Consider the following 6,632-nt stretch of genomic DNA (forward strand, 5'->3'; position numbering starts at 1 on the left):
CGCGCCCGCCGCGCCGGCTTGTTGGCCGTCTTGCGCAGGCTGGACTCGACGTGGCGCAAGGCCTTGTCGAGGTCGAAGCCGGGCCGCGCAGGCGGCTGGGCGGCGCGTTGCGGTTGGGGCTGGCGGTTGCCGCCGGCCGGTGGGGGCGCCGCCGGGCGTGGGTTGGCCGGTTGGGCCTGCGCGCCGCGCTTGGCCGCAGGGGCGGACTTTGCGGGGGCGGGCTGGCGCGGTGGCAGCGCCGGGCTGGCGGACTTCGCGGGCGGCAGGGGCGCTGCCGACGGAGCTCGGGGCGCCGGCTTTGCTGTAGGCGCTGGCGATGCGGCCGGCTGCGGCGTTGCTGGGGCTGCCGCGCGTGACCGCGGTGCATCCGGTGTGAGGAGTTCGGCCGGCTGCGGGGCGGTGCTTGGGGGCTCGGCGGCTTGTGCGGCGGGTGCGTTCGCAGCCCGGGTCGCTTTCTTGGCCGCGGTGCGCGCAGGGGCCTTCTTGGCGGCGCGGGCTTTCTTGGCCGGCACCGCGGTCGCCGCTTCGGCCTCCACCGGCTCTGCAGGGGTCGCTTCGGCCGCCTCGCTGGCCGGTGCAGCGGTGGCCTTTTTGGCAGCCGTGCGTCGGGTGCGCTTGGCGGCTGGCGCGGGCTTGGCTGCTTCGTCGGCGTCGGCGGGGGCCGCGGCCGGGCTGGCCGCGGAAGGCGCCGCGTCTTCGGCACGCGGGGCTTCGGCCTGGGCCGTCGCCGGCTCGGCCGCCGGGGAGCGGCGGCGGCTGCGCTTGGCGGGCACGGCCGGGGCGGTGGCTTCGTCGGCAGGCGGGGCATCAGTGCTGAGCGGCTGTGCCGCAGCGTCCGCCGGCAAGCTGGCCTCGTCAGCGCCCATGGCCGGCACGGCAGCCGCGCGGCTGGCCCGCTTGCGCGCCGGGCGCTTGGCCGGGGCGGCGGCGGGCTCGTTCGTCGGCTGTTCGGCCAGCGCCGGCGCTGGCGGTGCGGGCTCGGCTTCCACGGCCGCAGCGGCCAGTGGCGCCGAGGTCTCGGCCGCCGCGGCCACAGCGCCCTGCTCGACCGCCCCGCGCCCGGCGCCACGGCCGCGCCGGCTTTTGCGCGAAGGCGCGTTGCCGTCCGCCGGCGGGGCGGCTACCGGCGCCTCTATGGCGGGCGCCTCCAAGGCCATCGTCTGGGTGCGGGTGGCCGCCTCGGCCGCCAGCGGCCGGGCGGCGTCACCGCGGCCACGCCGGCGCCTGCTGCTGGTCGACGAGCGCGCAGCGTCGTCGCGGGACGGGCCGCTGGCGGGCGCCAGTTCCGCCTGGGCGCCGCGTGCACCACCTGCCGGCACGGCGGCAGCAGGCGCCGGCGTTCGCGGCCCCGGGCCGCGCTGGCCCGGGCGGCCGGCAGTGGATGCTTCCAGCGCCTGGCGGGCGCTGGCGATCCGCGCCTGGCCCGACCGACCGGCGCCACCGCGCGCAGGCGCCTGGCGGCCGCCGGCTGCGCGGCCCGCGCCACCCCGGGCACCACCGCGCGCACTCACGCGGCCGTTGGCACCGCGGCTGAAACCCACCAGCGTGGCCGAAAAGCCCAGGTCGACCGCATGCTCCAGCATCGGGCCGTAGCCCTGGTCGTTGGACAGCACCACGAAGCGAGCCGCCGGATTGCGCGAGGCGATGTAGCCCATGTAGAAGGACAGGTGGAAGTCCAGCGCGTTCTTGCCCGCGCGCGAGATGGGCACGCAGGTCACGCGGTCGCCGAAGGCGGTCTGGTCCTTGTCCACGTTGCGCTGGCTGGGGCCGTGGAACAGCCACACGTCCGTCACGTCGGACACCAGGGCGCGGATCTCGGCGTCCTTGGGCTGCACGTTCTCCCAGTCCACCAGCACGTGGGTCTGCGGCAGCGCGGTGTCTTTCGGGCCCACCGGCACGCCGGGCTTGACGGGCGGGTGCTTGCGCGCGTTTTTCACCAGCTTGCGGCCCACCGCGCGCTTCAAGTCCACCGCGGTGTGGTCGGCCACCTGCAGCAGGTACAGCAGCACGTCGGCCACTTCGTCGGAGATGCGCTCCTGCGTCACATGGTCGTGATGCGCCGCCTGCGACTGCTCGGGCGTCATCCACTGGAAGATCTCGGCCAGCTCGGCGGCCTCGATCATCAGCGCCATCGCCAGGTTCTTGGGCGTGTGAAAGGGCTGCCAGTCACGCTCGGCAGCGAACTCGCGCAGGGTTTGTTGCAGCGCGGACAGGTCCAATCAGGGCTCCTCGGTAGGTGTCTCCGGGGCGAAGTATCGACGCTCATGGGGTGCTTCAGTCCCGCCGGGCCGCCCCAAGGGACTGAACGGCCCCCGCGGGGGGTAGCGAGCGCAGCGAGCTTGGGGGCGCCATGAAAAAAAATGGCCCGCACTTGGCGGGCCGAACATGCTGAGAGAAACGCGCCGATCAGTCCTGGGGACGGCGGCGGCGGGCGATGGTGAACACCGCGGCCAGGCCGGCCAGCATCAGCGCATAGGTCTCGGGTTCCGGCACCGGCGCGGTGACGTTGCTGATCAGCGAAACCTTGTCAAGCGAGCCGCCGTAGCGGTCGCTCTTGCCCGCCGCCCAGAACGACAGCGTGGTGGAGGAGCCCTTGCTGCCGACGACGTCGAAGCTGTAGGTGGTCCACTGGTTGTCGTGGGTGTTGTTGGTGGCGCTCAGCAGCATCACCGGCTTCAGGCCCCACATCACCAGGATGTCGTTGGTATTGCTGCGCATACCGGCAGTGTCGGGGCGGGCAGAGTAGGCAAAGCTCAGGGTGTAGTGCTCGCCCTGGGTGGTGGCAATGGTCTGGGCGATGAAGCTGTTGCCGGTGGTGTCCAGCTCGATGAAGTTGTTGCCGTCGAAGGCGCTGCCGGCCACGTTGTCACGCACTTCCACGCCGCGAGGGCCGGTGGTCCAGCCATCGATGTGGCGGTAGATGTTCCAGCTGCCACTGGGTTGCAGCGTGGACTCGAAGCTGCCGTTGTTCACCAGGTTGGTGGCGGCCTGCGCGCCGGTGGCGGCAGTCAGGGCAAGGGTGGCAGCAAGGGCGACGGCTTTGAACATGAGTTACTCCGAACAGCGAAGGACGCCAGTATCAAAACGTATCCCCCTCAAGGGTTCCCCCTGAACCAATGGCCGCCGGCCCTGCACCGCACCCGCTGCCAACTAGTGCGCAGCCCCTGCCAAAAGGCGTGTGAACTATCACCGGATGACTTGGCTAGACAAGTGGCCGTGCCGCCACGCCACCTCACCGGGCCACCCAGGCGATACTGGCCCTTCCGAGGTGTTGACAGGAGTGCTGCGATGAAACTGCGTGCCGGTTGCGACATCACCGTGGAGGCGCCTGCGCCCTGCCCCAGCATCGGCATGCTGCGCCCGCGCAGCGGCGAAGCGCAGTGGCTGGCGCAGGAGAGCTACCTGTTCGAGCCGCACCTCGCCTCGGTGGAATACGCCGACGGCTTCGGCAACCTGTGCCAGCGCTTCGTGGTGCCGGCGGGCCGGCTGCGCATCCGCGTGGAATCGGTGGTGCACACCCAGGCCGAGATCGCGGTGGACGAAGCCGCCGGCCCCACCCCGGTGGCCGAGCTGCCGCACGACGCGCTGCAGTTCCTGCTGCCCAGCCGCTACTGCCCGGCCGACAAGATGGAGGACCAGGCCCGGCAGGTGGTGGCCGGGGCGCTGCCCGGCTACCCGCAGGTGGCCGCCATCACGCAGTGGATCCGCGAGCACATCGAATACCGCTATGGCGTCAGCGATGCCAGCACCGATGCCCAAGGCACGCTGGCCGATGGCGCGGGCGTGTGCCGCGACTTCGCGCACATCGGCATCAGCCTGTGCCGGGCGCTGCAGATCCCGGCGCGCATGGTGGTGGGCTACCTGCACCAGCTCGACCCGATGGACCTGCATGCCTGGTTCGAGGCCTTCGTGGGCGGCCGCTGGTACACCTTCGACGCCACGCAGGCCGGACCGCGCGGCGGCCGCATCGTGCTGGCCTATGGGCGCGACGCGGCCGACGTGGCCTTCATCTCCAACTACGGCGCGCTGGAAACGGTGGAGATGCAGGTGTGGGTGGAAGAGCTGCCGGAGCCTTGAGGCTCAGCGCTGGCGCTCGCCGTCGCGCATCGACTCGACCGACGCGTTGCGAAAGCGCACGATGCCCAGGAACTGGCCTTCGCCGCGGTCGTAGGTCCACTCTTCCATCGGCACGCACTGCGGCGTGATCAGCGGCTGCAGCACCTGGCCGGGCACCACCGGCTGCGCCCACAGAAACAGCTCGCGGCTGACGCACACGGCCTCTCGCCAGGCCGGCTCGCCGCACTTGCGCACCACCGACAGCTTGCTGTCGCCGATGTTCACCAGCTGGCCGTTGCAGCGCAGCGATTGCGCTGCGGCCGGCGCGTGCACGGCAGCCGCCAGCAGGCCAGCCAGCAAGGCAAAGGCGCGACGCATGCCCCGCATCACTCAACCTTCAAGCCCTGCAGCTCGGGCGGGGCCGGCGGAAAGCGCAGCCCCATCGATTGCAGCCGGGCCTGCAGCACCGTGGCGATGACCAGGTTGCGCTGGGTCTTGGAATCGGACGGCACCACCAGCCACGGCGCCCACGGCGTGCCGGTGGCGCTGATCGCCGCGGCATAGGCCTTCTGGTAGGCCGCCCACTGCTTGCGCGCCTCCAGGTCGGCGGGGTCGAACTTCCAGCGCTTGGTCGGGTCGTCCAGCCGGGCCTGCAGCCGCTCGCGCTGTTCGTCCTTGCTGATGTGCAGCATGAACTTGCAGATCACGGTGCCGGTTTCCACCAGCGCGCGCTCGAAGTCGTTGATGCGAGCGTAGCGCTGCTGCGTCTCTTCGTCGGAGATGCTGCCGTTGACCACCGGCACCAGCACGTCTTCATAGTGGCTGCGGTTGAACACCACGATCTCGCCCTTGGCCGGCAAGGCCTTGTGGATGCGCCACAGCGGGTCGTGCGCACGCTCTTCGGCACTTGGCGCCTTCCAGGCCACGGTGCGCACGCCCAGCGGGCTCATGCGGCCGAACACGCCGCGCAGCGTGCCGTCCTTGCCGCTGGTGTCGGTGCCTTGCAGCACCACCAGCATCGCAAAGCGCTTGTCGGCGTAGAACAGGTTCTGCAGCTCGTCCAGCTGCACCGCCAGCGCTTCCACCTGCAGCTTGTCCTGGGCCTTGTCGCCACTGCCCAGGCGCTTGTCGGCCGCATCCACCGCCGACAGGTCGAAGGGCTTGTCGGCATCGGCATGCGTGAGGTCGGCAAACACCGAAGGTATGCCGCTGGATTGCTCGTTCGATTGCTTGGCCATGCGGCCGAGTATGCCGACGACCACCGCCGCCTGCGACGCCGGGGTCATACCAGCTATGCGCCGCAGCGGCTGGGCAGGCGGGTGACGCGCTCGCAGAATCGCCTGCAAAAACCACGGAGACGATGACGATGAACCCCCTGCGCCGAAGCGCCAGCGGCCTGCTGCTGGCCACCCTGATGAGCCCCCTGGTGGCGCAGGCCGCCGGCTTTCCCGACAAGGCGCTGCGGCTGATCGTGCCGTTTCCGGCCGGCGGCGCCGCCGACCTGATGGCCCGCGGCATGGCCCAACAACTGGGCGAGGTGCTGGGCCAGCAGGTGATCGTCGACAACCGCGGCGGTGCCGGTGGCGCCCCCGCGGCCGAAGCCGCAGCCAAGGCGCCCGCCGACGGCTACACCCTGTTTTTCGCGACCATGGGCACGCAGGCCATCAACCCGGCGCTGTACCCCAGGCTGCGCTACGACCCGATCAAAGACTTCGCGCCGATCAGCCTGACCCACATCACGCCGCGGGTGCTGGTGGTGGGCCCTTCGGTGCCGGCGCGCAACGTGGCCGAGCTGATCGCGCTGGCCAAGGCCAGGCCCGGGGCGCTGAGCTACGGCTCGGCCGGCAATGGCAGCTCCAGCCACCTGTCGGGCGCGCTGTTCGAATCGCTGGCCGGGGTGGACCTGCTGCACGTGCCCTACAAGGGCAGCGCGCCGCTGCTCACCGACGTGCTGGCCGGCCGGGTGGACATGACCTTCGACTCCTACACCGTGTACGAAGAGCACTTGCGCAGCGGCAAGGTCAAGGCGCTGGGTGTCACCTCGCTCAAGCGCATGGAGGCGCTGCCCCAGGTGCCCACGCTGGCCGAAGCGGGCCTGAAGGGCTACGACGTGTCCAACTGGCTGGGCGTCTTGGCGCCGGCCGGCACACCGCCCGAGGTGCTGTCCACGCTGCACCGTGCGCTGGGCAAGGCCATGGCCCACCCGCCGCTGCGGCAGCAGCTGGTCAAGCTGGGCATCCAGCCCACCTTCGGCACACCCGCCGAATTCAAGGCGCTGATGCAGGCCGAACTGCCGAAATGGGCCGAGATCGTCAAGCGCTCGGGCGCCACCAACGAATGAGCGACGCAGCATCACGACGCCTGCTGCTGCCCACCCCCGACGGCGCCATGCTGGACGTGTGCGTGGACGGCGCGGCGCGCCAGCCCGCCCTGGTGCTGCTGCCTTCTTCGCTGCGCGATTCGCTGGACTGCGACGACATGGCGCAGCGGCTGGCCGCCGCCGGCTGGCAGGTGCTGCGGCCGCAACCCCGTGGCATGGCCGGCAGCCGCGGGCCGATGGAGGGCTTGAGCCTGCA

The 6,632-nt window shown here is 71.3% G+C and carries 6 protein-coding genes and 2 pseudogenes; 3 read left to right on the forward strand and 5 right to left on the reverse strand.

What is annotated here, in order from left to right; translation table 11 throughout:
• The 3 genes and pseudogenes from ABNT58_RS18255 to ABNT58_RS18265 form a co-directional block, all read right to left on the reverse strand.
• A partial coding sequence (locus ABNT58_RS18255) for a PIN domain-containing protein (protein ID WP_348754873.1) occupies positions 1 to 1,937 on the reverse strand: 1,937 nt, incomplete at its 3' end.
• Positions 1,914 to 2,219, reverse strand: a pseudogene (locus tag ABNT58_RS18260) (nucleotide pyrophosphohydrolase); the annotation flags it as partial. The pseudogene ABNT58_RS18260 and the gene ABNT58_RS18255, both read right to left, overlap by 24 nt.
• Positions 2,220 to 2,406: 187 nt before the next feature.
• Complete coding sequence (locus tag ABNT58_RS18265; protein ID WP_348754868.1) at positions 2,407 to 3,048, reverse strand: PEP-CTERM sorting domain-containing protein; 642 nt, start codon at positions 3,046 to 3,048, stop codon at positions 2,407 to 2,409.
• A 240-nt stretch (positions 3,049 to 3,288) separates the two neighbouring features.
• On the opposite strand from ABNT58_RS18265, the gene ABNT58_RS18270 reads away from it, so the two are divergent.
• Positions 3,289 to 4,077, forward strand: a complete 789-nt coding sequence (locus ABNT58_RS18270) for a transglutaminase family protein (RefSeq protein WP_348754869.1) — start codon at positions 3,289 to 3,291, stop codon at positions 4,075 to 4,077.
• 3 nt (positions 4,078 to 4,080) lie between these two features.
• Here the strand turns inward: ABNT58_RS18270 and ABNT58_RS18275 are convergent, their stop codons facing one another.
• The gene (locus ABNT58_RS18275; RefSeq protein ID WP_348754870.1) at positions 4,081 to 4,434 is read right to left on the reverse strand and encodes a DUF2845 domain-containing protein; all 354 of its coding nucleotides are present in this window, start codon (positions 4,432 to 4,434) and stop codon (positions 4,081 to 4,083) included.
• 8 nt (positions 4,435 to 4,442) lie between these two features.
• Complete coding sequence (locus ABNT58_RS18280; RefSeq protein ID WP_348754871.1) at positions 4,443 to 5,294, reverse strand: PPK2 family polyphosphate kinase; 852 nt, start codon at positions 5,292 to 5,294, stop codon at positions 4,443 to 4,445.
• A gap of 128 nt (positions 5,295 to 5,422) precedes the next feature.
• Here ABNT58_RS18280 and ABNT58_RS18285 point away from each other — a divergent pair, with 128 nt between their 5' ends.
• Positions 5,423 to 6,397, forward strand: a complete 975-nt coding sequence (locus ABNT58_RS18285) for a tripartite tricarboxylate transporter substrate binding protein (RefSeq protein ID WP_348754872.1) — start codon at positions 5,423 to 5,425, stop codon at positions 6,395 to 6,397.
• Positions 6,394 to 6,632: pseudogene (locus ABNT58_RS18290) on the forward strand (alpha/beta hydrolase); the annotation flags it as partial. The gene ABNT58_RS18285 and the pseudogene ABNT58_RS18290, both read left to right, overlap by 4 nt.

Origin of the sequence: uncultured Aquincola sp. (assembly GCF_964001545.1) — a bacterium.
Classification (GTDB): Bacteria; Pseudomonadota; Gammaproteobacteria; order Burkholderiales; family Burkholderiaceae_C; genus Aquincola.